The 24,708-nt window shown below is 66.2% G+C and carries 21 protein-coding genes and 1 other RNA gene; 12 read left to right on the top strand and 10 right to left on the bottom strand.

Annotated features, from left to right (window positions below; all coding sequences use genetic code 11):
* The first annotated feature begins 3 nt into the window (after positions 1-3).
* The 4 genes from KU884_RS10720 to KU884_RS10735 all read left to right on the top strand — a co-directional run bounded on the left by KU884_RS10720 (position 4) and on the right by KU884_RS10735 (position 4,188).
* The gene (locus tag KU884_RS10720) at positions 4-801 is read left to right on the top strand and encodes a PolC-type DNA polymerase III (protein ID WP_167782637.1); all 798 of its coding nucleotides are present in this window, start codon (positions 4-6) and stop codon (positions 799-801) included.
* Between the two features lie 17 nt (positions 802-818).
* The gene (locus KU884_RS10725) at positions 819-1,448 is read left to right on the top strand and encodes a hypothetical protein (RefSeq protein ID WP_167782638.1); all 630 of its coding nucleotides are present in this window, start codon (positions 819-821) and stop codon (positions 1,446-1,448) included.
* A gap of 104 nt (positions 1,449-1,552) precedes the next feature.
* Positions 1,553-2,035: a universal stress protein gene (locus KU884_RS10730; RefSeq protein ID WP_167782639.1), complete on the top strand. Its 483-nt coding sequence runs from the start codon at positions 1,553-1,555 to the stop codon at positions 2,033-2,035.
* A gap of 215 nt (positions 2,036-2,250) precedes the next feature.
* Complete coding sequence (locus KU884_RS10735) at positions 2,251-4,188, top strand: methyl-accepting chemotaxis protein (RefSeq protein WP_167782640.1); 1,938 nt, start codon at positions 2,251-2,253, stop codon at positions 4,186-4,188.
* 182 nt (positions 4,189-4,370) lie between these two features.
* On the opposite strand, the gene KU884_RS10740 is transcribed toward KU884_RS10735, so the two are convergent.
* On the bottom strand, positions 4,371-6,320 hold the full coding sequence (locus KU884_RS10740; protein WP_167782641.1) for a 3-hydroxyacyl-CoA dehydrogenase NAD-binding domain-containing protein: 1,950 nt from the start codon (positions 6,318-6,320) through the stop codon (positions 4,371-4,373).
* Positions 6,321-6,477: 157 nt separating this feature from the next.
* On the opposite strand from KU884_RS10740, the gene KU884_RS10745 reads away from it, so the two are divergent.
* Positions 6,478-7,062 carry an RNA ligase partner protein gene (locus KU884_RS10745; RefSeq protein ID WP_167782642.1) on the top strand — a complete coding sequence of 195 codons (585 nt, stop codon included), beginning with the start codon at positions 6,478-6,480 and terminating at the stop codon, positions 7,060-7,062.
* A 17-nt stretch (positions 7,063-7,079) separates the two neighbouring features.
* Here the strand turns inward: KU884_RS10745 and KU884_RS10750 are convergent, their stop codons facing one another.
* The 7 genes from KU884_RS10750 to KU884_RS10780 all read right to left on the bottom strand — a co-directional run bounded on the left by KU884_RS10750 (position 7,080) and on the right by KU884_RS10780 (position 16,376).
* On the bottom strand, positions 7,080-8,180 hold the full coding sequence (locus KU884_RS10750) for an RNA ligase (RefSeq protein ID WP_167782643.1): 1,101 nt from the start codon (positions 8,178-8,180) through the stop codon (positions 7,080-7,082).
* 51 nt (positions 8,181-8,231) lie between these two features.
* Complete coding sequence (locus tag KU884_RS10755) at positions 8,232-9,404, bottom strand: cation diffusion facilitator family transporter (RefSeq protein ID WP_167782644.1); 1,173 nt, start codon at positions 9,402-9,404, stop codon at positions 8,232-8,234.
* Between the two features lie 98 nt (positions 9,405-9,502).
* Positions 9,503-10,300 carry a molybdate ABC transporter substrate-binding protein gene (gene modA, locus KU884_RS10760; RefSeq protein ID WP_217351348.1) on the bottom strand — a complete coding sequence of 266 codons (798 nt, stop codon included), beginning with the start codon at positions 10,298-10,300 and terminating at the stop codon, positions 9,503-9,505.
* Positions 10,301-10,339: 39 nt separating this feature from the next.
* Positions 10,340-11,575 carry a trans-acting enoyl reductase family protein gene (locus KU884_RS10765; protein ID WP_167782645.1) on the bottom strand — a complete coding sequence of 412 codons (1,236 nt, stop codon included), beginning with the start codon at positions 11,573-11,575 and terminating at the stop codon, positions 10,340-10,342.
* 76 nt (positions 11,576-11,651) lie between these two features.
* Complete coding sequence (locus KU884_RS10770; RefSeq protein WP_167782646.1) at positions 11,652-14,495, bottom strand: FAD-binding and (Fe-S)-binding domain-containing protein; 2,844 nt, start codon at positions 14,493-14,495, stop codon at positions 11,652-11,654.
* 283 nt (positions 14,496-14,778) lie between these two features.
* Positions 14,779-15,957 carry a YbfB/YjiJ family MFS transporter gene (locus KU884_RS10775; protein ID WP_167782647.1) on the bottom strand — a complete coding sequence of 393 codons (1,179 nt, stop codon included), beginning with the start codon at positions 15,955-15,957 and terminating at the stop codon, positions 14,779-14,781.
* A 47-nt stretch (positions 15,958-16,004) separates the two neighbouring features.
* Positions 16,005-16,376, bottom strand: a complete 372-nt coding sequence (locus tag KU884_RS10780) for a YajD family HNH nuclease (RefSeq protein ID WP_174813735.1) — start codon at positions 16,374-16,376, stop codon at positions 16,005-16,007.
* 173 nt (positions 16,377-16,549) lie between these two features.
* Between KU884_RS10780 and KU884_RS10785 the strand changes: the two genes are divergently transcribed.
* The 5 genes from KU884_RS10785 (at position 16,550) to ffs (ending at position 20,232) form a co-directional block, all read left to right on the top strand.
* Positions 16,550-17,827, top strand: coding sequence for a hypothetical protein (locus KU884_RS10785; protein WP_167782648.1), 1,278 nt, complete (start codon positions 16,550-16,552; stop codon positions 17,825-17,827).
* An 87-nt stretch (positions 17,828-17,914) separates the two neighbouring features.
* Positions 17,915-18,400 carry a copper chaperone PCu(A)C gene (locus KU884_RS10790; RefSeq protein ID WP_167782649.1) on the top strand — a complete coding sequence of 162 codons (486 nt, stop codon included), beginning with the start codon at positions 17,915-17,917 and terminating at the stop codon, positions 18,398-18,400.
* Positions 18,401-18,542: 142 nt separating this feature from the next.
* Entirely contained in the window at positions 18,543-19,493 is a 951-nt protein-coding gene (locus tag KU884_RS10795; protein ID WP_167782650.1) for a universal stress protein, read from the top strand.
* A gap of 71 nt (positions 19,494-19,564) precedes the next feature.
* Positions 19,565-20,047: an outer membrane beta-barrel protein gene (locus KU884_RS10800; protein WP_167782651.1), complete on the top strand. Its 483-nt coding sequence runs from the start codon at positions 19,565-19,567 to the stop codon at positions 20,045-20,047.
* 88 nt (positions 20,048-20,135) lie between these two features.
* Positions 20,136-20,232, top strand: an RNA gene (gene ffs / locus KU884_RS10805) — signal recognition particle sRNA small type.
* Positions 20,233-20,257: 25 nt separating this feature from the next.
* On the opposite strand, the gene KU884_RS10810 is transcribed toward ffs, so the two are convergent.
* A complete protein-coding gene (locus tag KU884_RS10810) occupies positions 20,258-20,590 on the bottom strand; it encodes a DUF1820 family protein (protein ID WP_167782652.1) in 333 nt (110 codons plus the stop codon).
* A gap of 94 nt (positions 20,591-20,684) precedes the next feature.
* On the opposite strand from KU884_RS10810, the gene KU884_RS10815 reads away from it, so the two are divergent.
* On the top strand, positions 20,685-21,170 hold the full coding sequence (locus KU884_RS10815) for a hypothetical protein (protein WP_167782653.1): 486 nt from the start codon (positions 20,685-20,687) through the stop codon (positions 21,168-21,170).
* Positions 21,171-21,187: 17 nt separating this feature from the next.
* On the opposite strand, the gene KU884_RS10820 is transcribed toward KU884_RS10815, so the two are convergent.
* On the bottom strand, positions 21,188-24,274 hold the full coding sequence (locus KU884_RS10820) for an EAL domain-containing protein (protein WP_167782654.1): 3,087 nt from the start codon (positions 24,272-24,274) through the stop codon (positions 21,188-21,190).
* Positions 24,275-24,456: 182 nt separating this feature from the next.
* Here KU884_RS10820 and KU884_RS10825 point away from each other — a divergent pair, with 182 nt between their 5' ends.
* Complete coding sequence (locus KU884_RS10825) at positions 24,457-24,663, top strand: hypothetical protein (protein WP_167782655.1); 207 nt, start codon at positions 24,457-24,459, stop codon at positions 24,661-24,663.
* The last annotated feature ends 45 nt before the right edge of the window (positions 24,664-24,708 follow it).

The raw sequence follows: 24,708 nt of genomic DNA on the forward strand, positions 1-24,708 counted from the left end.
ACCATGTCCTTCCGGCAGCTGAGCAAGGAACTCCGGGAAGTTCGTGAGCACCTGGGGGCCGCTCTCCGGCGACGGCTGGGTGCGCCCCTGACGGAGCGCCGGGCACGCCTGTTCCAGCGCTGCCGCGATTTTGATCCCTCTCCCCTACTGGCCACGCCCGTGAACCAGACGCGGATCATCGTCCTCGACACGGAAACCACCGGCCTGCAGCCCTACGCCGGAGACGCGCTGGTGGAGATCGCGATGCTGGAGTACTGCGGACTCGAGTTCACCGGTCAAGAACTGTGTTCGCTGATCCACCCCGGTCGGCACATCCCGACCGCGAGCACCGTCATTCACGGTCTCACGGACATGGACGTGGTTGATGCCCCGTCGCTGGAGCGCATCCTCGACGATATCCTGGAGTTCCTCGACGGTGCCCTGATCGTGGGTCACCATGTCGGCTTCGATCTGCGCTTTCTCAACCGCGCCGCTCTGCGCCACGTGCACTGCCGTCTTCCCAACCCGGCCCTGAACACCATGACGCTCTTCCAGATCTGGACCGGCCGCAGAGGTCTGTTCGGGCTCGACGAAGTGGCCCGGACCTGCGGCGTGCCCATACACGAGCGCCACAACGCGCGTGCTGACGCGGTGGTCTGCGGTGAAGTCTTCCGGCGCCTGGCCACGGAGCTGACCGGGGCGGATGCCACCGTGGGCGATCTGCTTGCGCTCAGCCCGCCTGATCCGGAATATGGCCCCGACTACAGTCGACCGCTGGAACGACCTGGCGCCGGAACGGCTCCAACCCGGGCCCGTGACTAGAAAGGAGACATGACACCGTGCGCAGGACCCTGCTTGTCGCCGAGGGCACCTTCAAGCGCCCCCTGCTCGAGATCTGTATCACCGCCCTGGGTATGAGCATGACCCTGCTGGTGGGCTTCTTCATCCTCAACCTCGGCCTGCCCGGGTGGCTGACGTTGGTGCTGATTGTCGCGCTGCTGGTGGGTGTTGCCCTGCTGAAGGGGCGTTACAGTGGCCCCCGGGAATTTCGGATCGAACGCCCCGCCGACAGCCCGACGCTGCAGCTCACCGGGCGCTTCGACGACGGTGAACTGCCGGTGAAGTCGCCGCAGCAACTCCTTGGTGTGGTGCACGACGATGATGCCCTGGTATTCCACACCCGGACCGCCGACGGTCGTCTGAAGGATTTCCGCATCGGGCGACCGGCCTTTTCCCGGGCGGGCATGGACACACTGATCAGCCTGACCGGCGAATTCCCCGACGTTCCCCAGGAGAGCCTGGAGCAGCGCTACAAGGACGGCAGGGATGGCATCAAGGCGTACCCCGCGCGCAACCTGCTGCTGCTACGCTATGCACAGTCGCCAAATTACATGACACTGACCTGGGGTACCGCTTTCGTCGTGCTGATTGTCTGGATACTGGTTCTCGGCGCAGTGGTCGGGGCGTGAGCATGTACATCGCGCGCCACCAACCTCTCCGGGATTGACTCAAATCAACCCCACCGATGAGCAGGTCACGTACGGTGGTGCAATACAGTGGAAGGAGGCCCATCATGATCAAGAAAATTCTCGTCGCGGTCGACGGCTCCAAGCACTCCGACAAGGCGGTGGACATGGCTTCGCAGATCGCCCAGCGTCTCGGAGCGGACATGGTCATCGCTCACAGTCTGATCCACGGGCCGGTGCCGCAGGAGCTCCGCAAGCTCTCCACGGAGAAGATCCCGGAACTGCCGCCCATGAGCATGGGGGGTGCATCCGTGGACTATCAGGTGCCGCGGGCCGCACTGGAGAGTATTGCCGAAGCGCTGCTCAAGAACGCCTCCGAGCGTGCCCGGGCCACCGGGGTGGCCAACGTGGAGACGCAGTGGGACGACGGTGACCCCGCCCAGGTGCTGGTTCGAATGGCCGAGCAGCAGGGGGCCGACCTGATCGTCATGGGCTCCCGCGGCCTGGGCGACTTCAAGGGCCTGCTGATGGGCAGCGTCTCGCACAAGGTGCAGAACCTGTTTGACGGCAGCGTGCTGACCGTCAAGTAAACCACGCCCCCAGCGCTCCCGGGGCCCCACCCCGGGAGCGCTTTCCTGCCTACCCCTCGCTGCTGCGGTGCCCCGCCCCGGTGGCCGCGAACCGCAAACCGTGACGCTTTTCACACCCGGCATCCTCAAGCTCCCGTGTATCCGGTCGACACAGTCTGTAGACCCGACAGGATCAAACAGGCGTTCCACACAGGGATTGCGGCAGGAGAAGCGGCATGCAGTCAGGATCAACCACGCAGGACAGCCGGCGACTGGGCTTCGGCGCGCGGCTCACTGTCATGATCGCCTCGCTGGTGCTGGGCTCCGTCGCCCTGATCACCAGCATCGTGTATGTCCAGTATCGCAATGCAGAAATCGATTCCGTCCTGCGCCTGCTGGAGGGCAGCACCGAGGCCAACGCCCAGGCATTCGACGACTGGCTGGGGGCGCGCCAGGACGAGATGCGTTATCTGGCTTCCCTGCAACCCGCCGCCGAAATGGAGCCGGACGCCCTGGAGCATCTGCTGGAACGCATTGCTGCGAGTCAGGGCCACTATGACACCATCTTCGTGGTGGATCCGGACGGCAACGGCGTGGTGGGCGTGGACGACAACGGCGAGATCATGTCCCGGGGCGACGCCAACGACTTCCAGGTCCCTGATCGTGCCTGGTTCCAGGCTGCCATTGGTGGTGATCAGGTGTTCTCGGAACCCGTCGTCTCCAGGGCCACCCGCAACCGGGTCAGCACCGTCGCCGTTCCCATCCGGCGCAACGGTGACATCGTCGGCGTCATGCGCGGCGCGGTGGACCTGGATGCCGTGGTGGAGCAGGTCCGCGCCATGGCCGACGATGCCAGTTTCGAGATTTTCCTCGTCGACGGTGATGGCAACGCCGTCACCGATGCGCCCTCGCTGGAGGGTGCCGGCGCTGGGGTGGCCAGCCAGGCCGGCAGCGCGGTCGCTGCCGGAGAGGACGGCGTCGGCCGTTACAGCAACGCCGCCGGGAATGCCGTGGTGGGCAGCTATTCCATGATCCCCCTGATCGGCTGGGGCCTGGTGATGGAGCAGGACGAGTCCACCGCCCTGGCCGAGGTTCAGCGCATTTTCTGGATCCTCCTGGCCCTGGCCAGCGCCATTCTGGTGGTCGCCATCGGCGCCAGCCTGGGCGTGGTCCGGTCGGTGACCCGCACCCTGGGTGGTGACCCCAACTACGCCGCCGATGCAGTACGCCGGGTGGCCGATGGTGACATGACCACGGAAATTCACCTGCGCCAGGGTGACAAGGACAGTCTGCTGGCCTCCATCGCTACCATGCAGGCCAACCTGCACCGGATGCTCAACGACATGAAGAGCCATGCGGACGAGGTGGCATCGGCGGCCACCGAGCTCACCCAGATCAACCAGGAGACCGACGCCGGCATCCAGCGGCAGCGGGATCAGGTCTCCAGTGCGGCCACCGCCATGAACGAAATGACCGCCACGGTGGAGGAGGTCGCCCGTAACGGTCAGTCCGCCGCCGATGGCGCCCAGCAGGCCACCAACGAAGCCAACGACGGCAAGCAGGTGGTGACGGCGACGGTACAGTCCATGGAGACGTTGTCGACGCAGATCAGCGACGCCTCCGACGCCATGAGTGCCTTGAAGCGGGACAGTGACAATATCGGCACGGTGCTGCAGGTCATCCAGGGCGTTGCCGAGCAGACCAACCTGCTGGCGCTGAATGCGGCCATTGAGGCGGCACGCGCCGGAGAACAGGGGCGCGGGTTCGCCGTGGTAGCCGACGAAGTGCGGACCCTGGCCAACCGCACCAAGGAATCCACCAGCGAAATCCAGACCATGATCGAGCAATTGCAGAGCGGCGCCGAGCGGGCTGAACAGGCCATGGTGCAGAGCCGCGAACAGACCACGCAAAGCGCCGAGCAGGCAGAGAAGGCCGGTCACTCGCTGGGGCAGATCACGGAATCAGTGACCAGCATCAACGACATGATCCAGCAGATCGCCAGCGCCGCGGAGCAGCAAAGCGCCACCGCCCGGGAGATCAACGAGAACATCCATGCCATCACGGAAGTGGCCGACGGCAGCGCCCGCAGCGTGGTCCAGTCCCGCGAGGCCAGTGACTCTCTGGCGGAGCTGGCGGAGAAACTGCGGCAGATGACCCACCAGTTCCGGTTGTAGCTAGTGTCCTTTAACCCGAGTTCATCGCATTTTGCCTGTCCTCTGGTCGGCTGAGGCAAGGCCATCGGTCCGAAGGCGTAGCGCCACTACGGCGAGGACCGATAACGCCGGCTCAGCCGACCAGAGGCAGGCCCTGCGGGAGCGGCTGTGCCGTGGGCGCGGGCCCCCGGCAAGGCCGGCATTCAGCCCCAGCCCTTCTCGCGCTTCAGGGTCAGTGGCCCCCCCGTGTAGGCGGGAAAGCCCGACCCGAACAGGGCACCGACGTCCACCAGATCGGCATCCGCAACCACCCCTTCGTCCAGACAGCGTTGCGCTTCCCGCACGATGGGCACCACCAGATCCTCGGCAATGCCCTGCATGGCGTGGTTGCCAGGCGGCACGCTGGCGGTGACGCGACGACCGCGCTTCCAGTCGTGGAACCCCTGGCCCGTGCTCAGCCCGAGCTGGCCAGCCTCCACCCGCTCACGGAGCTGTTCGGGAACGGGATAGCCGAGCCGCTCGGCAAGATGCAGGCAGACATCCAGACCCACGGAGTCGGCCATCTCCAGCGGGCCAATGGGCATGCCGAAGCGCAGCGCCGCTGTATCGATGATTTCCCGACGCGCACGCTCGTACATCTCGGCACCCTTGAGCATGTAGGGGAGTTGCAGACGGTTGATCAGAAATCCGGGCTTGCTGCGCACCGGCAGCGGCAACTTGTCCATGGCCAGGCCCACCACCTGGCCGCTGGCCACCGCCCGGTCGCTGCTGTCCGCGCCGGCCACGATTTCCACTACGGGCATACGCTCCACGGGACGGAAGAAATGCATCCCGATGAGCCGTTCGGGACGTGTCATGTCCGCCGCCAGTTCCTCGATCAGCAGCGTCGAGGTGGTGCTGGCAATCACCGCCTCGTCCGGCACCGCCTCCTCCAGGCTGGCATAGAGCGTTTTCTTCGCGGCCGGATCCTCCTGGATGGCTTCGACGATGAACTCCGCCTGACCCAGCCCCTCTGCCTCGGTGGTCGTGCTCAGCCGCGCGCGCGCCGCCTCCAGCGCGTCACCCTCGCCCAGACGCTGGCGCCACAATGCCTCCGCGCGACGATCAACCCGCTGGAGCGCATTCTCGTCGGCATCCACCAGCGTCACCTCCCGCCCGTGCAGTGCCAGCAGGACCGCAACGCCGGCGCCGATCTCGCCGGCCCCGAACACGTGGACACTCCCGGGAAACGGCACCTGCTGCCCGCGCGCATCCCGCCGCAATCGGTCCTGCAGCAGATAGGTCCGGACCAGATTCAGCGCCCCGGGCTCACTGATCAGCCGCAACAGCGACTCCCGTTCCGCCTTGAGCCGCCGGGTCAGGCCGCCGCCGCCATGATCCCGCCACAGGCGCAGCATGGCATAGGTCGCCGGGAAATTCTCGATGCTGGCCTCGCCGCGCCGCATCTGACTGTCGCGGATCTGGTAGATCAACCAGCGCATGGGCGCCCACAGCAGCGAGCGCGTCCAGATGCCGGGGTAGTGGCGGCCGGGATCGCGCCGCAGGAGTTCGCGCGCCGCATTCCGTAGTTCCTCCATGGGGGCAACGCGGTCGACCAGGCCCAGCTTGAGCGCCCTGGCCGCGTCCACGGATGCTCCGCTGGTGAGCATGTTCAGCGCCTGCCATGCGCCGATCAGCACCGGCAGACGGGCCGTCGCACCATGGCACGGGTGCAGCCCGAGCTTCACGTCCGGCAGGCCGAGTGCCGTATTGGTGCCGGCCTCGGCGACCCTGTAGCGGCACGCCAGGGCGAGCTCCAGGCCGCTGCCCAGGCAGTGGCCGTGAATCAGGGCCACTGTGGGCACCGGCAGGGACGCGATGCGCCCCATCACCGAATGCCCCCACTGCATGAGGCTGTCCACATGCTCCAGGTCGTCCATGACCTCCAGTTCGTCGTTGCTCGCGCCGGCAACAAACCCCGCCTGCTTGGCCGACAGAATGACGAGCCCCTTCAGCCCGTCCCGCGCCTCCAGTTCCTCCACGGCGTGGGTCAGGTCGCGCAGCACCCGCATGGGCACGGTGTTGGTGGAGGCGTCGGCGCAGTCCAGGTAGAGCCAGGCCACGCCTTCCTCGTCGTATTCCAGACGGCAATTGACACCGTTGTGTTCGGCCAATGGTCTCCCCCCGTTTCCGCGCCAGTCAGGGCATCATCCTAACCGCGCCGCGGGCCCGCCGGCGAATCCGGACGCCCGCCACGGGCCCGGGAGTTGACGTCAACGCCCGCGCATACCCACTATTCCGTAACCAGAGAGAGCCGGCCCGGGGAGCCCCATGCGCAGATTCGTGCTCGACACCAGTGTGTTCACCAACCCCCATGTGGCCAATCAGTTCGGCGACACCCACGTGGAGACCCTGCGCACCTTCCTGGGGATTGCGCGGCGCTGCCCGGCGGAGTTCTACATGCCGCTGTCGGTGTACGAGGAATTCCGCACCATGCGGGATCTGGAGCCGGACCTCGCCGGTGACCTGGAGACGGAGATCTGGGTGCGATCACCCCGGCGTTTCACCCTGACCATTCCCAGCGAAGTGCTCTACGAGTTCATCGACGAGGTGCGCGGGCGCATCGATCGCGGGCTGCGCATTGCCGAGGAGCACACCAAGCGTGCCGGCGCCTCGGCGGACATGCCGCCGGAACTGATCACGCACCTGCGCGAGCGCTTCCGTGAGGCCATGCGCAAGGGGCTGGTGGATTCCCGGGAGGACGTGGACGCCGTGCTCCTGGCCATGGAGCTGGACGCCGAGCTGGCCAGCGCCGATGAAGGCATGCGCAAGCTCGGCAACCGCATGGGCGTCAAGCTGGTGACCGCCAATTACCTGCGGCGGGTGATGGAGAATCTGGCCGGCGATCACGGGTAGGCAACCCTGTTTCCGGCTCAGTCGTACTGCGATGCGCCCGCCAGGGTATTGGCCAGCGTGCCGGTCATGCGCTCCAGCACCCGCTCGAACTCCAGCAGCCAGTAACCACTGCTTTCCTGCAGAGGCATGGTTTCGTCGATGAGCACTCGCTGACCGCCAGTGGCCTTGATGTGCTGCATGAACATCTCGGCATGGCGGCGCTCCCGGAAACGGCAGCGAAACCGCCGCCCCACGCGGCCGACACCCCGACTCCGGGCCACGGCCCGGGTGACACCGTCGATGAAGGCGCGCCCCAGACTGCGCTCCAGTTCCGCATCGCCGGCCTGGCCGTGCTCGGCCACGAACAGGCCCAGCCGCAGCAGCCGATTGGTGAAATACTCCGGTGGCAGGTCCAGCAACTGGTCGGCACAGATTTCGATATCGGCCACGCTGGAGCGGCCGGTGACGTACTTGGCGCGCCCCCCGTCCGTCTCGCCCTTGAACACCAGGCCTTCGCTGCCCTCGGCGTCGAGTTTCAGGATCAGCTGCTCCAGTTCTGCGACATCGCCGGGCCGGAACCGCCCGAAAATGCGGGTGGACGGCAGCCCGTAGCGCTCCAGCAGTGCCATCTTTTCCGCCTGCAGCAGAAAGCCGTCCTCCCCCTTGCGCATCATGTCGAACACGAACAGCTGCACGTCCTCGGTGACCCGGGGCGGATGCCCCTCCAGATAGGGGTTGTCCGGGCCGGCGATCTCCGCGCACAGGATCAGTTCGGGATGGTCGTCGAGGGCTGTGGTGTCCAGAAGATCCGGCAGACGGTCGGTGCTGAAGGCGCAGATGAAACCACCACGGCTGAACGCCACCGTGCGATCACCGTCGCGGACGATGCGCACGTTAAAGCCGTCCATCTTCTCCTCCGCCCAGAACGGGCCCTGATAATGGCGCTGCAGCCCCGCCGCCAGGGACTGAACGCGGCCGATGGACGGATACCCGGGAACGACGCCACCGTCAGACAGCACGGCGGAACCGCGGCGGAAGCCAGCCATGCTCTCCACCAGGCGGGCGTAGTCAATACCGTCGAAGTGGCCTTCAACGGCCTTGCCCCGTTCCAGGGCATCTTTGAGAGTCTGTTGATCCATGCCCGCAGGATAACGACTCCCGGCGCCGTACGGCAGAGGCAAAGGGAGATTTCAGCCGTCTTCGGAGAGATCCTGGAGAAGCCGAATGCGCCCGAGAAAGCGCAGATGCCCCGTGGCGTGGTGGAGAGCCTCCACCGTGGGCATTGCACCCGCGTGGGCCACAGCGGACCGCGCCAGGATCACGTCCACATGCAGTTGGCCGCCACTGTAATGCAGCACCAGCTCCGCCTCGGCAATCCCGGGCAGCAAATCCGCCCAGGCGTCTCGCAGGGACGCCTCGGCCTCCGGCCGCAGGGGCAGTTCGGCACTGCGCTGCTGCGCCTCCGGGCCCTCGTGGTCCACATGGACGAACACGTCCGCCACATGGTCGAGTTGCCCACGGACGCGCTCCAGCACGGCGTCACCGATGCGGTGCCCCTCCGAAATGGAGATATCCGGCGGCACCCGCACGCGCACGTCCACCAGCGTCTCGTTGCCCATCTGCCGGGTCCGCAGATCGTCGTGGCGCTGCACGCCGTCCACCTCGTCGATCAACTCGCCGATGGAACGCACTTCCTCGGGGTCCAGCCCGGTGTCGACCAGTTCCTGGGCGGACCGCCATGCCAGGCGCATGCCCACGGCACCGATCATCAGTGCCACCACCAGCGCAGCCACCGCATCCAGCCAGGGCAGACCGGCCATGGCACCGAGCACGCCACCGATGACCACCACCGACGACAACGCATCCGAGCGATGGTGCCAGGCGTTGGCATGCAGCAGGTCGGAACAGCAGTCGTCCGCCACCCGGTGGGTGTAGTGATACAACCCTTCCTTGAACACCACTGACAGGACCGCCACGGACAACGCCAGCAGCCCCGGATCACCCAGCAGTTCCGGGCGCAGCAGGCGCACGATGGCGTCGTAGGCGAAGCCGCCGGCGACCAGCAGCAGCAGCGCACCGACACCAACGGTGGCGGCCGTCTCGAAACGGCCGTGGCCGTAGGGGTGATTGTGGTCCGGGTCCAGCGAGGCCATGCGCGCCGCCCACACCACCAGGGCATCACTGACCAGGTCGGACAGTGAGTGAACACCGTCGACAATCAGCGCCTGGGACTGACCCACCACGCCGGCGGCGATCTTGCCCGCAGCCAGCAGCACATTGACCAGGGCACCCACGATGGTGACATGGCGCTTGGCTGCATACACCTCGTGGCGATCACCCGTGGCCGGGCCGGTTGCACTCATGAATCCGGATCCTGTTGCCCGTTGGCGTACGGCATTCTACCCACCTTGCCGGCAGGACTCACCACGGCAATCGCTCGGCGGAGAATAACGCGCTGCCGTCAGTCGTCGTCCTCCGGCAGGGCGAAGCCGTAGTGCTCCAGAATGTCCCGGGCGGCGTCACCCTGGAGATACTGATAGAAGCGCCGCGCGGTCTCCCCCGCCCCATCAACCAGAGCCATGCGCTGGCGCAGGGGTGTGTGCTGGTCCCGGGGAATCAACGCGTAGTCACTGCGCTCGGCGATCCGCTGCGCCCTGGCCAGGGAATAGGCGACAATCCCCCCCTGGGTTTCGCCGGACAGGGCGAGGCGCGCTGCCTGGGAGACATTCTCACCGAACACCAGCCGCGGCTGGATGGCATCCCACAGGTCGGCGCTCTGCAACGCCTCCATGGCCGCCACGCCATAAGGCGCGTGCTCCGGGTTGGCGATGGCGAAACGGCGGATATCGCCGGCCTGGAGCCGCTCCTGGAGCGGCTCCAGGGACTCACTGACGATCTGCGCAGGATCGCCCCTGGGGGCCATTACCACGATCCGGCCGATGGCGTACAAAACGCCCTCGTCCACCAGATGCCCTTCTCTCTCCAGCGCCAGCACGTACTCCTCGTCCGCCGACAGGTAAAGCTCGAAGGGCGCGCCCTGGGCAATCTGCCGGCGGAAATTGCCGCTGGAGCCGAAGTTGAGCCGCACCGAGAGACCAGTGTCCTCTTCGAACTGCCCGGCAACCTCTTCCAGTGCAAACTGCAGGTCCGATGCCGCGGCAACGATGGGCCGATCAGCATTGGCGACACCGCCGAGAGCGAGCCCCACCAGGACCAGCACCCCTGTCATCAGGCGGCTGCAAAGGCACTTCATCAACATCAACGACTCCGAGACCGGGAGACAAAACAAACCACCGGGTTACTCCTGAATCCTGAAGGCCAGTCCGGCGTGGGCCTCAAGGCGGTGCAGGAGCCGGTCCCCGAAGATCGTCGACGGCGTCCAGAAGCCGCCGGGCACCGAATCCCTGTCCATATCCAGCGCCAGGCAGGCCGCCGCCTGCCCGAGCATCTTGCCGGTGGAGCCATAGCCCGGATCGCGATCGCCCGTCACCTGCACCCGTAATTCCCGGCCGTCGGCGGTGCGGCCATGAAAGCGCAGATCGTAAAAGCCCCGCTCCTGGGCCTCCGGGCTCGGCCCCTCCCCCGGCCCGGGCAGCACGAAGCGTTGCAGGAGCCGGCGCAAGGGCGCCAGGGCCGCCGCCATGGCGAATCCCCCCGTTGCCAGCGCCGTCACCGCCGCCGTGAGCCCACCCCGAACACCACGTCCGGTCATCAATGCCTCGTCGTACTGCAGTCCCGCGACGCCGGCGGCACCGGCCAGCGCGTTGGAGCGCAGCACCACGCGGGTGTTCACCGGCGCCATGATGAACGGCGCCACCCAGGCGCCGAAATCGGGGTCCTGCCCGGCAAACCGAATGCGCGGCTGGGGGACACCCTGACCGTGCCCTTCCGGGCACAGTGAATAAGGGTCCGCCAGTTCCCGGCGAAGCTGACGGTCCCGCCGGGCCTCCTGGATCACGTTCATCAGGCTCGCCACGGTACCCCCGGACATGCCGCCACGGATCGCCCGCACGCGCATCTTCACCCGGGTGGCCGGCTCTCCGAACCGCGCCCGGGCCTGTTGCTGCAGAAAATACACGCCCAGATCCGAGGGGATGGAATCGAACCCGCAGCAGTGCACGATCCGCGCACCGGTCTCGCGGGCGCGCTGCTCGTAGCGGCGCAGCATGCGCCGGATCCACTGGATTTCGCCGGTGAGATCACAGTAGTCCGTGCCCGACTCCACGCAGGCCCGGACCAGCGGTTCGCCGTACAGGGCGTACGGACCCACCGTGGAGACGACAACCCGGCTGTCCGCACACAGGCGCTGCAGGGCCTCCTCGTCGCCGGCGTCGGCAACCACCACGGGCAGGGTCTGACCGCCCTCACCCAGCGCGTCCCTCAGGGCGGCCAGCTTCTCCGGCGACCGCCCGGCGACGGCCCACCGGAGCTGCCTGCCATCGGTGCCGAAGGTGGCGGCGAGATACCGCGTCAATATGCTGCCGACGAAACTCGTGGCACCGAACACCACCAGATCGTACTGCGGATCGCTCATCCTGTTTTCCTTTTGCCAACGACCAGGGCGACGATCCTACCAACCCTGGAAGCCATCATGTCGGCGGCATCGCGCGTCACTCCCGGCGCTGACTCACTTCATCCACCAGCGCCATGATCGAGCGGTACGGGATACCACCGTGCTCGGTCAGGCCGATCTCGCAGGTCCGCGAGTTCGAATAGCCCGCAACGCAGCCCTGCACCTGGCTCCGCAGGGTGCTCAGGGCAGAGGCGTTGAGCTCCGGCGTGCGAAACCCCTTGTCACCGGCGAAGGCACAGCACTGGATGTCCGGCGGCACGGTCACATTGCGCGCGCAGGCGCGGGCCACGGCAACAAACGTTGACCCCAGACCCATGCGGGTGCTGGAGCATGTGACATGCACCGCGATGGGCTCCTCCTTCGGGGTCAAGGTGAGTCGGGGCAGCACCCGTTCGTGGATGAACTCCACCGGTTCGTGCAGGTCGAGTTCGTCACTCAGGGTGGTCTGCATCCGCAGCGTGCAAGGGCTGGTATCGCACAGCACCGGGAAGCGTCCGCCGTCGCTGGCGTCCATGAGCACCTCCCCCAGTTCCTCGGCCTTGCTGTCCGCCTGTTCGAACAGGCCCTTGGACTCGAAGGCCATGCCGCAGCACAGGCCATTGACTCCCCGGGGAACGATTACCCGGAAACCGGCCTTGCGCAGCACCGCCAGGGTCAGCTCCATGGTGGAGCGGGTGTCGGACTCCTGCGTGGAGGCACCGAACATGCGGGTGGCACACGACGGTAGATAGACCACCGTGCCGCCATTCCGGGCGCCCCCGGAGTCGCGGTCCGCTTCTCGCAGCACCGCCATGGACGGCGCCGTGGGCGTTGCCGGCAACCAGTGCGGCAGGCGACCACCGCTGATCCGCCGGGCGATCCCGGTGATACGGTCCATGGACTCGGTGCCCACCAGTCGATGAACCAGGCTGCTGGAGCGCAGAGCGCCCCGGGCCAGCGCGGTGGCACCGGCGAAGTGCCGGGCGGCAAAGGCGGCGCCACGGGTTCTGCCAGCATGCGCCTCCTCCCGCAGCCGGCGCACCAGATCCCCCGTGTTGATATTCACCGGACAGGGCATGGCGCAGAGCCCCGTCGCCGCACAGGTCTCGATGCCGTCGTAGGCATAACCCGTCCGGAGGGCGGCGAGCCGCTCGGGATCGCCGCCATCACGCTCCAGCCGCGCAATCTCGCGGCGGACAACGATACGCTGCCGCGGCGTCAGCGTCAGGTCCCGGGACGGACATACGGGCTCACAGAACCCGCACTCGATGCACTTGTCGACAATGGGGTCCGCCGCCGGCAGGGGCTTGAGATTCTGCAGGTGCAGGTGCGGGTTGCGGCTGAGCATGACCTCGGGGTTCAGCAGCGTCTCCGGATCGAACAGCTCCTTGATCCGCCACATCAGCTGGTAGGCATCGGTGCCCCACTCCAGTTCCACGAACGGCGCCATGTTGCGGCCGGTACCGTGCTCCCCCTTTAACGACCCCCCGTAGCGAACACCGACAAGCTGGGCCAGTTCGTCCATCATGCCCTGATACCGCGCAACCTCGGCGGAATCATCGAACCCCTGCGGGAACACGAAGTGCAGATTGCCCTCCAGGGCGTGACCGAACAGGATGGCGTTGTGGTAACCGTGGCGGCCGAGCATGGCGATGAGTTCGCCAACGCCTTCTTCAAGGCTCTCCATGGGAAACGCCACGTCCTCGATGACCACCGTGGTCCCGGTATCCCGCACTGCACCGACGGCGGGGAACATGCCCTTGCGGATGTTCCAGTACAGCCCGTAGGTCTCGGCATCGCGGGCGAACCGTACCGCATTCACCGTGCTGATGGCATGCAGGGCTTCGTGAACCGCATCACTGCGTGCGGCCAGGGTGTCCTCGTCCTCGGCCCGCACGTCGATCAGCAGCGCCGCCGCACCGTCCGGCAGCCCCTTGAGGGTGGCCTCCATGCCCGGGGTGTCCTCCACCGACCGCAGTGCCGCCCGGTCCATCAGTTCCACCGCGGCCACGGGCGTCGCTTCCAGGCCCTTCAGCGCAGCGGTGGCGCGGCAGGCGGCAGCCATGTCTGGGAAGATCACCAGGGCCGCCGCCTTCAGCGCCTCGTCGGGCACGGTGTGGTAAGTAATGGAGTTGATGAAGCCCAGGGTGCCCTCGGAGCCGATCATCAGGTGCTTGAGAATCTCCACCCCGTCGCTGAAGTCCACCAGACTGTTCAGGGCGTAACCGACGGTGTTCTTAAGCCGGTACTTGTGACGGATCCTCGCGGCGAGTTCATCGTGGGCGCGTGTCTCCCGCCCCAGATCTTCCAGTGCCGCCACCAGATCGGCGCGGTCCCGCCGGAAACGGGAGACGCTGTCCGGATTCGCCGTATCCAGAACGGTGCCGTCCACCAGGGTGACCTTGATGTCCCGGACGGTCCGGTAGCTGTTCTGCGCCGTGCCGCAACACATACCGGAGGCATTGTTGGCGGCAATGCCGCCCACCATGCAGGCGCCGATGGATGCGGGATCCGGCCCGATCTTGCGGCCGTAGGGGGCCAGCAGGCGGTTCGCGTGGGCGCCGATGACGCCGGGATCCAGGCGAATGGCTGCACCCGACTCGAGGATGTCGTGGCTGCGCCAGGTCTGCCCCAGCTGAATCAGAATGGAGTCGCTAACCGCCTGTCCGGAGAGGGACGTCCCGGCGGCGCGGAACGTCATGGGCACCCCGGCTCGCCGACATTCCGCCAGGACCCGGGCGAGTTCATCCCCGGTATTGACGTGCACCACCGCCCGGGGAATCAGCCGATAGAAGCTGGCATCGGTACCGTAGGCCAACAAACGCACCGGGTCGGTGCTCAGACGCCCGGCCGGGACGATACGCCCCAGGGCATCGATCAGGGTGGGATAGGGGTCTTGCATGAGATCGGACTCCTGGCTGGCACGGCGCTCCAGCGATCGCGGGAGATCGGGGAATAGGCGCTCCTGCCATGCCAACGGAATCCCGAAGGGCTTGCTGCCGTGATGTGAATAACAAAGCCGGCCGGCGCCAAACTCCGCCGGCAGACACCGAACAGTCCGCAGAGCGACTCACCGGGGCTGCTCGGCGCCTCACCCGGAACATGCATTGTTACAGGGTGTGGCGCAAGTTCTCTTGACCCGGATCAAGACAGTCCCGCCCTGTCGCCGGGGTCCACAGCATGACTCAGGCGCGCGCCCGGCCTGATCCGGTGAGCGCCGTGACCACCAGGCCCAGCGCCAGGGAAATGCCACCGATCACGAACACCGGCGGGTAGGTCCCGACCACCCCGAACACGCCAGCCAGGGCGTAGCCTCCCACGGCCTGGGCAAGCGCAAAGGACGTGGTCGCCCAACCCCAGGCGCGCTGATGCTGCGCCAGCGGAACCAGCTGCGCGAGATAGCCCGAGGTCATGGAGACCAGCCCGGGCACCATGGCGCCCACCACCAGTGAACACAGCGACACCAGCAGGAACGCCTCGGCGACACTGGACAGGAGCACGGCACCGGCCATCAGGGTCACCGAAACCAACAATGCCCCGTACCAGCCGATGCGTCCGGCGAACCAACCGGAGAAAAACGGTCCGATGATGGCGCCCAGGGCGAAGATGCTCCACTGAACCGAGGCAAATCCGGTCCCGTGCCCCTGCTCCCGGGCGAGAAAATCCACCCAGAACAGTGTATGCGGCACATAGCCCACGGACTGCAATCCGTACCCGACCACCACCAGCAGCACCACCAGCGATAGACCACGCCCGGCGCGCGCCCCCTCGCTGGCTGGCGAGGCCGCGGCGGGAGACGCCTGCTTCCCCGGCCAGGCCCACCAGGTCGCTCCGGCGAGCACCAGGCACAGTGCCCCCTGCGCAGCCCAGGCCCAGCTCACCGACACGGCGGTGAGCCAGGGCACGATGTTGGCCGCAAACAGAATGCCCAGACCAACCCCGCTGAACACCATGGCGCCGGCCATGGGCCGCCGGCTCGGCGGCGTTGTCGTCAACACCGTGGAGGCGCCCACCACCATGAGCACGCCGCCGGCCCAGCCGGAGACAAATCGCCAGACAAAAAACCAGGCGAACGGCGCCGCCCACGCACACAGCAGGAAGCTCAGTGCAATCAACACCAGACTGAACCGGATGGCGGCTGCGGCACCGACGCGCTCGCCGAAGCGTGATGCCGTCAGGGCGCCCACCAGGTACCCCAGCAAATTCGAGGCGCCGAGATAGCCAGCGGCCGCCGCCGAGAACCAGCCAGCCTCCACCATGCCCGGCACCAGCGGTGGGTACCCGAAGCGCGCGAGACCAAGCCCGACCAGAATGGCCACCGAGCCCGACAGCACCCGGTAAACCGGCATTCGCTCGTCACTCACCCACTTCGTCTCCGGTCCGCGTCACTGTGAGGCCTCCGGGCCAGGGATCAGTCCTTGCCCAAGAGGGATTTCAGATCGGCGAACGGGGAATGCGTGGCACCGGGCTTCTCTTTCGTGCTGTCAGCACCAGCCGACCCATTGCCCGCCTCCAGCAATCGTTGGTGCTCATTATCATGGCAGTAAACGCAGAGCAGTTCCCAGTTGCTGCCATCGGGCGGATTATTGTCGTGATTGTGGTCCTTGTGATGCACGGTGAGCTCACGGACATTGCTGCGGTCGAACTCCCGCGCGCAGCGCCCGCACACCCAGGGAAACAGCTTCAGGGCCTGCTCCCGGTAACCACGACCGCGCTCCTCGGCGGCCCGGCGGGCCTCGGCGGAGAGACGATCAAGCTTCGCGGTATCGATTTTTCTGGTCATTCCATCTCCCCCTGCAACGTGCCCGAGCCCAACGCGGAACGGTCATCATGCAGCCATAGTAACCTTCCGGGGAAGATCGCACACACCCGGCCACCGGGGCTTCCCTGTGATTCTGAGACATGGTGCACCGCAAACACCTTGTCTCGCTGCTAACGTCGCAGAAATCGTCACCCATGCGAATGCATCTTTCCACAGACACCATCGGGGCCCTCATGGACGACTTCTCGCAACTGCTGCTGCTCCTGATTCTCGTGGGGGAAGTGGCGTTGATCGCTCTTGTGCTGGGGGCCATCGGTTGGTGGCTGTATCGCAATAAGGCCAGAGAGGCCGCTGTATTCACCTCGGAGAAACTCCATCTGGCCCGCCGCCGTGAGGCGTACTACAGGTTCCTGTCCCAGCGGCTGAACGACCAGGCCCGTCACCGCAGGCGCTCCGGCGGCAAGGAATCCGGCAAGGCGAAACTGGCACGGCGGTTCCTGGAGGAGGAACTGCGACACACCGAAGCGGCCCGGGACCGTGATGCGGAAATCTGGGATCTGCGCATGGCATCAACGCAGGCCCTGATCGGCCTGTTCAGTGACGTCGCCGGATCAGGATTCAGCGATGCGGACGCCCAGTCCGGGCAGCCCCAGGAACCGGGGACGGAAGCCCTGCGGCGTAAACTGCGGGAGCGCGAGCAGGCAGTCTCCCAGCTGCGCCAGGAGATCCAGGAGTTACGGCCGTTCCGGGACGCCTGGATGCGCCTCCACCGGCAGGCATCCCGCGAGAGCAAGGCCAACGCTGAGCTGCACACAGCGCTGCGCAGCGCCGGCACGGACCCCATGACCCGCGACCGCATCGAGACTGCGCTGCAGCGGTACGCCGGCGAGCGCGAAGTGCTGGACGACTACCTGGCCGCCACCGCGGAGAGCTACGAGCAGGCGCAGCCGGAGCAGGTGCGCCGGGAACGCCGGCAGCAGCACCGCATGAACCGCATGCACAGTGTCGTTGACGCGGCCAGCTCACGCGTCGACCGGGCCAGCCGGAAGGCGCCCCAGTTGATGGAAGATCAGCGCCAGGCCATCAGCGAGCTGGAACAGAAGCTGGAGCGAGCTCAGCAGGCGCAGGAGGTGATCAAGCACACCTATTCCCGGGAAATGCAGAAACTGAAGAAGAGCAACCGCGAGGCAAGCGACAATGCACGGATGCTGGAGAAGGAAAACCGGCGGCTACGCCTGCGCGTGCGTAACCTGATCAGTCTCAGCCGCGAGAACGAGAGCACGTTTATCCCCGGCTCCCAGGCAAGCCCGGGACAGGCCGGACGCCCGGATCACCAGACCCGTCAGGCGGAGATCGACGCCCTTGCCGCGCAACTCAAGCGGGAGCAGGCAAAGACCGAGGAGCTGGAGCAGCAGCTCAAGCGTTTCCACGATCTGGAGGCCGCCATCCAGAACACGCTGTCAGGGAACTGAGTCGATGGTCCCTGGTAATTCCCGCCGGGAAGACAGTACTATTCTCGGCCAACACCGACACCACCACACCCAAGGGTTATGACTCAGATGCTTCGTAGATCCGCACTGCTCGCCGCCCTGATGCCGATCGCCACCGGGGTCCTCCAGGCCGACCAGCTTCAGGGCCTCACCCTCCATGATCCGTGGGTCCGTGAAGTCCCTCCGGTTTCCGACCGCTCGGCGGCCTACGTGCGTATCGAGAACAGTGGCTCCGCCGACCGCACGCTGCTCGCAGCCGAAAGCGAGCTGTTCGAGCGCGTGGAACTGCACGAGAGCCGGGAGGGCGACGACGGCACCATGCGCATGATCCACCTGGACGAGATTGCCCTGCCCGCCGGCGACACCACGGTACTGGAGCCCGGCGGCTATCACATCATGCTGATTGACCGTATCGGTGAACCGCTGTCCGAGGCCGACGGTGACGAAGTGCCCATCCGTCTGCACTTCGACAACGGCGAAAATGCCCGCGTTGAAGCCACCGTTCGCAAACATGCCCCCGACAACGGACACGAGGGCCACGACATGGACCACTGAGCACCCGCCCCGGTGGCAGGAATCGTCCTGCCACCGGGGTTACTCGCCGGCTGCGTGTCCAACGCTTGACCTCGCTCAACACCCACTGCGCCGGTTTCCGCTTACTCTAGTTGTCCCCGCAGAGACAACGCCGGAGGCCGGCATGGACAAGCAGGATCACACCATCATCATTCCCGTCGACGGCTCGGAACACGCTGCCCGGGCGGTGGCCCGGGCAGCCGAGCTTGCTGGCCACCTCGGAGCGCACATGCAATTGCTGCATGTCATGCCCGCAGGCCCCGCCGAGCTGTCGGATATTCCCGGGAACCGCAGCGCGACCACCGATGCCGATCTGGCGGCAAAGCGCGACACCGCCAACGAAGTGCTGACAACCGCCCGTCGCGGCCTTGCGGAAACCGTCACCGAGAACACGGAAACGCTCGTACTCGATGACCTGCAACACCACGGCGATCCCGCCACCGTGATCACGGAACAGGCCAACCGGACTCCCGGGGCCATCGTGGTGATGGGAACCCGTGGCCTGGGGGGAATCCGGAAGCTGCTGCTGGGCAGCGTCAGCGATGCCGTGGTCCACCAGGCAGACTGCCCGGTGATGGTAGTGCATGCAGATGAACACCCCGCCAATACCGCGGGTGTGCAGCAGATCCTGGTGCCGGTGGACGGCTCCTCCAGCTGTGATCAGGCTGCACGGCTCGCCGGGGAGATCGCCCGCGGCAGCAATGCAGCGGTCCAGCTGCTGTTTGCCTATGCCCGACATCCGGCGGAAGCCGACGGCGGTTACAGTACCCTTGGCGAGGCGCCGGTCTATACCGAAGCGATGGTGGAAGAGTTCCTGCAGGCGGGACGCGAGGAAGCCGCGCGTACCTTCGCCCGGGCCCGCACCCACCTGGGCGAGATTCCGGCCGGGATTACCGAACATGAACTCGCCGGGCCGGCCGCCGACGCGCTGCTGGACCATGTCAACGATCAGCAGAAGCCGAGCATGGTGATCATGGGCCGGCGCGGCCTGAGCGGCTGGCAGGAGACGCTGGTGGGCAGCGTCAGTCATGCCCTGTTGAGCAAAGCGGCGTGTCCGGTGGCAGTGATCCACTGACGCGGCCTGGCCTTTCCGGTCCCGTTTCGTGCACGATGGCCGCTGACTTCAATCTTCAGACAGGTATAACCATGAACTCCAGTGCTTCCATGGCCCGGCTCATGCTGATCAGCGCCGCGGCGCTGTTTGCCATCGCCCCGGCAGCGGCCAACGCCAGCCTGTTCGGTGGCGCCGGTGTGGTCTACACCGATTTTGACGACGGCGGGAACGACTCCCGGTACGGTACGCGGATCTACGGTGGCTACGACTTCTTCCGCGTGCCGCTGGTATTCCGTCTTGGGCTGGAAGGTGGGTATACCCGCACGGGAAGCTTCGACGATGATGGCGATACCCGCTACAACAACTGGGATGCGGGGCTTCAGGGCACCCTCACCACCCTGCCGTTGGTCAACCTGCACGCCCGGGCGGGTTACGAATGGGGCGACAGCGATGGCGGCATGTACGCCGTTGGCGGGAGCATCGGTGTGCTCCCGCTGACGCGTATCCGCGCTGAGTACCAGGACCGCAACGACTTCCAGGCGGGTATGCTCAGCATCCAGGTGAGCCTGCCCTGACTTGTGTCCCGGCGACAGGGTCGCTACCCTGTCGCACCTGTTGGCGTTGAGGCGCCACAGGACGCACGATTCGCTCAATGGCGGCCCGTGCTGGTCCCCTCGCGACGATACACTGTGAATCCGGTCAGGCCCGGAAGGGAGCAGCCGCAGCAGTGGACTCGGGCGCCGGGGTGCGGCTGGTACGTGCCGCCTCCATCAAGACCAGACCATTCAGCTCCTGCCAGGCCCCGGATTCAGGCCCGGCATGCCGGGAAACGGCGTGACGTTGCCCTCGGCGCTGGTGACTTTCGCGGGTCCGACACGCTCCACTTCATCGATCCGCACCACCGAGTGCATGGGAATGTAGGTGCGTTTGACGCCCTCGAACTCGGACTGGAGTCTTTCCTCCGAGGGATCCACCACGACCTGCGTGCGCTCGCCGAAGCTCAGCGCTTCCACTTCCACGAAGCCCATCAGGCTGCCCTGCTGCACGCCGTGAGCGTAGACTTCGTAAATCTGCCCCTGGTTGACAAAGATGATGCGATAGATGCGTTCATCCGCCATGGTGACTGCCAGCCCTCTGGGTGACCGTTGGGTCGCTGAAACGAAACGAGCCGTGAGGGTACCATAGGTCTTTTCGCCACCATGCAGGACACCGATGTTTCCCTGGGAAGGCATGGAAATCGAGGCCATCGAGGCAATGATGGCAACGCGGGACCCGCGGCGCTACCGGACTGGTCTGGTCACGCGCAACCTGGAATCCGGCCGGCATTATAGTGCCTGGTTTTCCGGGCGCAGCGAACTCGGCCACTACCTGGCGCGCGTGGAGCCGCGGCGCCACGGCATCGAGGGGCTGGATTACGTTCGGATGCGTGACCGCCTTCAGGACACCCTGGCCGCTCTCGAGATCCGTGGCCCCGACCCGCGGCTGCGGGATGCGGTGAATGCGCTTGCCCAACCGGCATTCCAGGTGGCCTGGTGGGGTCCGCTGGAGTCCCTCCGCCACGGCGAGGACACATGGAGTCGACAACTGCTCGACACCCTGGACCCCGCGGCCACACCGCCACTGCCAGCGAAACGGACCGAGGAGTTGATCGCCGCGCTGTACCGGCTGTGCGGGCAGGACGGCGCTCCGTCGCCCTAGCGGCAGCGAGCCGGGTTTCAGCGCCGCAGGGGGACTGCCTTGGGGGCACGCCAACTGCGTACGGCCCGCTCAACCGCACGATCCACTGCATCCTGGCCCAGCGGATGGGTCAGCAGTTCCTGAACCGGAGCTGCCTCACCGACCTGGGCGGCAAGCAGTACGTCCCCGGCATCACCAATGAGCAGACGCCGCACCCCCGGATAGAGCAATCGGGTCCGGTACAGGAACGGCAACGGGTCCATTCCCTTTGGCGCCTGATGCACTACCACGGCAGCCAGCTCGCGGCTGGCCATCTCCTCGAACGCCTCCGCCGCCGTTGTGACAACGATGGGCGCCGGCGCATCGTCGGGCAGCGCGGCTGCGACCTTGCGCGGTAGCCCTGGGTTGCGCCCCACCACCAGCACCACCGGCCCACGGTCGTCCGCGCCCGCCACCCGGGCCAAGGGCCCGTTCTCCTTGACCAGGCCCTCGAACTCGGCGGACGGAAGTGGCCGAGCCAGATAGTAGCCCTGCATCCAGTCGCACCCGGCCCGGCGGAGGAAGCGGAGCTCGCCCAGGGTCTCCACGCCTTCGGCGATGAGCTGACAGCCCAGGCTGTGGCCCATGGCGATGATCGCCCGGATGATCTCCGCAGTATCGGGATCACTGGTGGCCTCGGCCACGAAGGCCTTGTCGATCTTGATGGTGTCCACGGGAAAACGCCGGAAATAACTGAGACTGGAATAGCCCGTGCCGAAATCATCCACGGCGATACTGAGCCCCAGTGCCTTGAGCGCCTCCAGGGTCCGGGCGGCTTGCGCAGGATTGTGGACCAGGGAGCTCTCGGTGATTTCCAGCTCCACACACTCGGGGCTCGCCAGCGTCTCGTCCAGAATGGCGCCGACCCGCTGCAACAGGGCATCATCCTCCAGCTGCCGGGGGGAGAGGTTCACCGAGACACGCACCCGGGAGCCGTGCTGGCGCTCCCAGTAACGCTGCATCTCGCAGGCCCGCCGGAGGACCCAGGCGCCCACGTCCAGGATCAGTTCGCTTTCCTCCAGCAGGGGGATGAAATCCCCCGGCATAATCATGCCTTGCTCGCTGTGATTCCAGCGCAGCAACGCCTCAGAGCCCTTGAGCATGCCGTCGCTCAGCGCCACCTGCGGCTGGAAATAGACCTCGAACTCCCCGCGGCTCAGGGCATGACGCAGGTCAGTCTCCAGCGCCAGCCGCCGCCGGGCCTGCTCATTCAGCCCGGCGGCGTAGTACCGGTAGGCACCGGGCCCGGATTGTTTGGCCGTCTCCAGGGCACTGGCGGCATTACGCAGCAACACCTGCGCGTCGTCACTGTCATCCGGGTACACGGCGATGCCGGCACTGGCGTTGACGAAGAACTCCTGACCGTCCAGGACCAGCGGATCGCGCAGCGCGCCGATGATCGAGCGTACCCCCTGCGGTATGGCATCGGTATCGCCAAGACCGGTGAGCAACACGACGAACTCGTCACCCCCGATCCTGGCGACGATGTCCTCGTCACCCAGTGCGTCCGCAAGCCGCTCGGACACCGCCCGCAGCAGGCGGTCCCCGAGCGCGTGACCATAGCTGTCGTTGAAAATCTGGAAGCGGGTCAGGTTCAGGTAGACCACCGCCAGGGGATTGCGCTGACCGCCATCTGACACGGTCTGCTCAAGGCGGCTGAGAAACAGATCCCGATTGGGCAGGCCGGTGAGCGCATCGAACTCCGCCAGGTACTCGAGCCGGTCCTCCGCGCGCACCCGCTCCGTGACATCCTCGAAGAACGACAGCACCGCGCGATCCCCCTCCCACAGAACGATACTGGCGCGGGCCTTCATATGCCGGACGTCACCATTGACCGTGAGGAAACGGAAGGTGATGCATTCATCCCTGGGCGCACTGTCGCGAATGGCGCGGTACCAATGGCGCACGCGTTCCCGGTCCTCCGGGTGCACAAAATCCATGGAACGGTGGCCAATGTACTCGCGGCCATCGAAACCCAGCAGCGCCGAGAGACGTGGATTGACGTAGCACACGCGGCCCTGCTGTGCGACGGCGATGCCGTCGTGGGTGTTCTCCACCAGTGAGCGGTACTGTTCCCGGGCCGCGTACAGCGCGGCATCCCGCGCTTTCCATTCGCTGATATCCCGCAGAATGAAGGAGAAACTCTCCAGTCGCCCCTGTTCATTCCGGTGTGCGATCAGTGCCTGGGACACCGGAAACTCACGGTCATCAGCGTCCAGCATGCCGGACTCCCCGGCCCAGTCACCCTTCTGCAGCGCCGCGGGCATGGCGCGTTCATCCAGCACCAATTGCGCCCAGCCAGGCATGCGGGCGCGTATATTCGCACTCTCCGGGCCATCGCCGGCGCTGACACCGAGGACCCGCTCACCGGCACGGTTGAGGTAGCTCAGCCGCCCTTTCCGGTCCATGGTGCCCACCATATCGGTGGTTGCTTCCAGCACCGCCGTCAGCCTTCGGCTTTCCGCCGCCGTCTGCTGCCATTCGCTGACATCCGTGAATTCGAACAGCAGATGCACGGTGTCGCCGACATCAAGGAACCGCCAACGGAACTGCAGGTCCACGGGCGCGCCCCGGGGCTGCTGCCCCGCCCGGGCCAGGAACATCCCTTTGCTGTCGACGTCGTTAGTCACCGCCGCACGCAGGGCCCGGCCCATGCAACGGTGCGCTTCCGTACCCTGAAGCCAGTCGCCCAGCTCCGCTCCCTCGAGTTCCTCCGCGGCAGCGCCCAGCAGCGCCTCCGCCTCCCGGTTCGCGAACACCACCCGGCCTCGCTGATCGACTTCCACGACTCCGTGAGACAGGGCATCCACCTGCCCGCGGTAGCGCTGCTCCGCACGCTCCAGATCCTCCTGGGCGCGCTGCTTCTCGGCGGTGACACGGGACAGGATCAAGTACAGCAGGGCCGCGGTAACGCCGACGAAGGCCAGCCCCTTGCCGACACTGACGGCGACCTGGCCGTCCACGTCCAGACCCAGCCACAACAGGAAAGTATCGCTGAACAGAATCCAGACTGCGGCCACGGCGGCATACATCAGGCTCACGCGCACTGGCAGGCGATCTGACCGTTTGCCGGGGAAGGGCGGCATTCTGGACCTCGGGCCGATGGGTTGGAGTCAGCACACTGACCAGTCTGCTTTGTGGCACGAACCCCGGCAGGACGCAACCACAGCCGTCACACAATCGGAAATGCCCCGCTGAACCCTCGACGAATCGCACCAGGTAGCGCTAGGCTTGTGGTGTCACTGGAGTTGTATCAGGAGGCAGGAGAATGGCCCTTTGGCGGTGCCGGGTTCCCGGCCAGAACGAGATCGACGCGGAGGAATCCGGCGTTGTCGTGGAGGCGGAAACGGAGGAACAAGCGCAGACGCTTGCCAAGCGCGAGATGGAGTTCGAAGAAGTCCAGGTGGACGAACAGGGTCACACCATCCAGTTCGAGATCAAGGACATCGTCTGCGAGCGGGTGGATGAAGACTGAGTGCGGGTCGCCGACCTTCACTTCCTGAGTTCCCCGCGCGCCGCA

The organism is Aquisalimonas sp. 2447 (assembly GCF_012044895.1).
In the GTDB taxonomy this organism is placed as follows: Bacteria; Pseudomonadota; Gammaproteobacteria; order Nitrococcales; family Aquisalimonadaceae; genus Aquisalimonas.

Excerpts from the sequence above, each read along its gene's own strand:
- KU884_RS10720 (WP_167782637.1), top strand. The coding sequence starts at position 4 with ATGTCCTTCCGGCAGCTGAGCAAGGAACTCCGGGAAGTTCGTGAGCAC.
- KU884_RS10730 (WP_167782639.1), top strand. The coding sequence starts at position 1,553 with ATGATCAAGAAAATTCTCGTCGCGGTCGACGGCTCCAAGCACTCCGAC.
- KU884_RS10735 (WP_167782640.1), top strand. The coding sequence starts at position 2,251 with ATGCAGTCAGGATCAACCACGCAGGACAGCCGGCGACTGGGCTTCGGC.
- KU884_RS10745 (WP_167782642.1), top strand. The coding sequence starts at position 6,478 with ATGCGCAGATTCGTGCTCGACACCAGTGTGTTCACCAACCCCCATGTG.
- KU884_RS10750 (WP_167782643.1), bottom strand. The coding sequence starts at position 8,180 with ATGGATCAACAGACTCTCAAAGATGCCCTGGAACGGGGCAAGGCCGTT.
- KU884_RS10755 (WP_167782644.1), bottom strand. The coding sequence starts at position 9,404 with ATGAGTGCAACCGGCCCGGCCACGGGTGATCGCCACGAGGTGTATGCA.
- modA (WP_217351348.1), bottom strand. The coding sequence starts at position 10,300 with ATGTTGATGAAGTGCCTTTGCAGCCGCCTGATGACAGGGGTGCTGGTC.
- KU884_RS10765 (WP_167782645.1), bottom strand. The coding sequence starts at position 11,575 with ATGAGCGATCCGCAGTACGATCTGGTGGTGTTCGGTGCCACGAGTTTC.
- KU884_RS10770 (WP_167782646.1), bottom strand. The coding sequence starts at position 14,495 with ATGCAAGACCCCTATCCCACCCTGATCGATGCCCTGGGGCGTATCGTC.
- KU884_RS10780 (WP_174813735.1), bottom strand. The coding sequence starts at position 16,376 with ATGACCAGAAAAATCGATACCGCGAAGCTTGATCGTCTCTCCGCCGAG.
- KU884_RS10785 (WP_167782648.1), top strand. The coding sequence starts at position 16,550 with ATGCGAATGCATCTTTCCACAGACACCATCGGGGCCCTCATGGACGAC.
- KU884_RS10790 (WP_167782649.1), top strand. The coding sequence starts at position 17,915 with ATGCTTCGTAGATCCGCACTGCTCGCCGCCCTGATGCCGATCGCCACC.
- KU884_RS10795 (WP_167782650.1), top strand. The coding sequence starts at position 18,543 with ATGGACAAGCAGGATCACACCATCATCATTCCCGTCGACGGCTCGGAA.
- KU884_RS10800 (WP_167782651.1), top strand. The coding sequence starts at position 19,565 with ATGAACTCCAGTGCTTCCATGGCCCGGCTCATGCTGATCAGCGCCGCG.
- KU884_RS10810 (WP_167782652.1), bottom strand. The coding sequence starts at position 20,590 with ATGGCGGATGAACGCATCTATCGCATCATCTTTGTCAACCAGGGGCAG.
- KU884_RS10815 (WP_167782653.1), top strand. The coding sequence starts at position 20,685 with ATGTTTCCCTGGGAAGGCATGGAAATCGAGGCCATCGAGGCAATGATG.
- KU884_RS10820 (WP_167782654.1), bottom strand. The coding sequence starts at position 24,274 with ATGCCGCCCTTCCCCGGCAAACGGTCAGATCGCCTGCCAGTGCGCGTG.
- KU884_RS10825 (WP_167782655.1), top strand. The coding sequence starts at position 24,457 with ATGGCCCTTTGGCGGTGCCGGGTTCCCGGCCAGAACGAGATCGACGCG.